This window comes from Leucobacter chromiireducens (assembly GCF_003917135.1).
Lineage (GTDB): Bacteria > Actinomycetota > Actinomycetes > Actinomycetales > Microbacteriaceae > Leucobacter > Leucobacter chromiireducens_A.
Map to the genome: position 1 here is coordinate 1 of NZ_RPDI01000075.1, position 994 is coordinate 994.

The following is a 994-nucleotide window of genomic DNA, read 5'->3' on the forward strand; positions in this document are numbered from 1 at the left end:
CACCGCGGTGTCGCGCTCGAGGAGATGGACCTCGACGCCGTGCTGGCGCGCCGCCCCAGGCTCGCGCTCGTCGACGAGCTCGCGCACACGAACGCGCCGGGCTCGCGCAACGACAAGCGGTGGCAGGACGTCGCCGAACTGCTCGACGCCGGCATCGACGTGCTCTCCACGCTCAACATTCAGCACATCGCCTCGCTGAACGACGTGGTCGAGCAGATCACCGGCGTGCCGCAGCAGGAGACGGTGCCGGATCGCTTCCTCCGCGAGGCCGACCAGATCGAGGTGATCGACCTCGCCCCGCAGGCGCTCCGCGACCGGCTCGCCGGTGGCGTCGTGTACCCGGCGGAGCGCATCGACGCGGCGCTCTCGAACTACTTCCGCCTCGGCAACCTCACCGCGCTCCGCGAGCTCGCGCTGCTCTGGCTCGCCGACGAGGTGGACCAGGCGCTCACGAACTACCGCAGCGCACACGGCATCGACCGCACCTGGGAGGCGCGCGAGCGGGTCGTCGTCGCGCTCACCGGCGGCCCGGAGGGGGAGACACTGCTGCGGCGCGGGGCCAGGATCGCGGCGCGCGCCTCCGGCGGTGCGCTCGTGGCCGTGCACGCGACGAGCCCGGACGGGCTGCGCGCGGGAAACCACGCGGCGCTCGCGCAGCAGCGCGCGCTCACCGAGCAGCTCGGCGGCACCTACCACCAGGTGCTGGGATCCGACGTGCCGACCGCGCTCGTCGAGTTCGCGCGCTCGCAGAACGCTACCCAGCTCGTGCTCGGCGCGAGCCGGCGCGGCCGCCTCGCGACGGCGCTCACGGGGCCGGGCATCGGCGCGACCGTGATCCGCGAGTCCGGCGACATCGACGTGCACATCGTCAACCACGCCGGGGCGGGCGGCACGCGCACCCTCCCGCGCCTGGGCGGCGGGCTCACCGCGCGGCGGCGGCTCGCCGGCTTCCTCCTCGCGCTCGTCGCCGGGCCGCTGCTCACCTGGCTGCTCT

The 994-nt window shown here is 74.6% G+C and carries 1 protein-coding gene; it reads left to right on the forward strand.

Going from position 1 to position 994, the window contains the following annotated elements:
• A partial coding sequence (locus EGM46_RS14520; protein WP_164512927.1) for a universal stress protein occupies positions 1 to 994 on the forward strand: 994 nt, incomplete at both ends.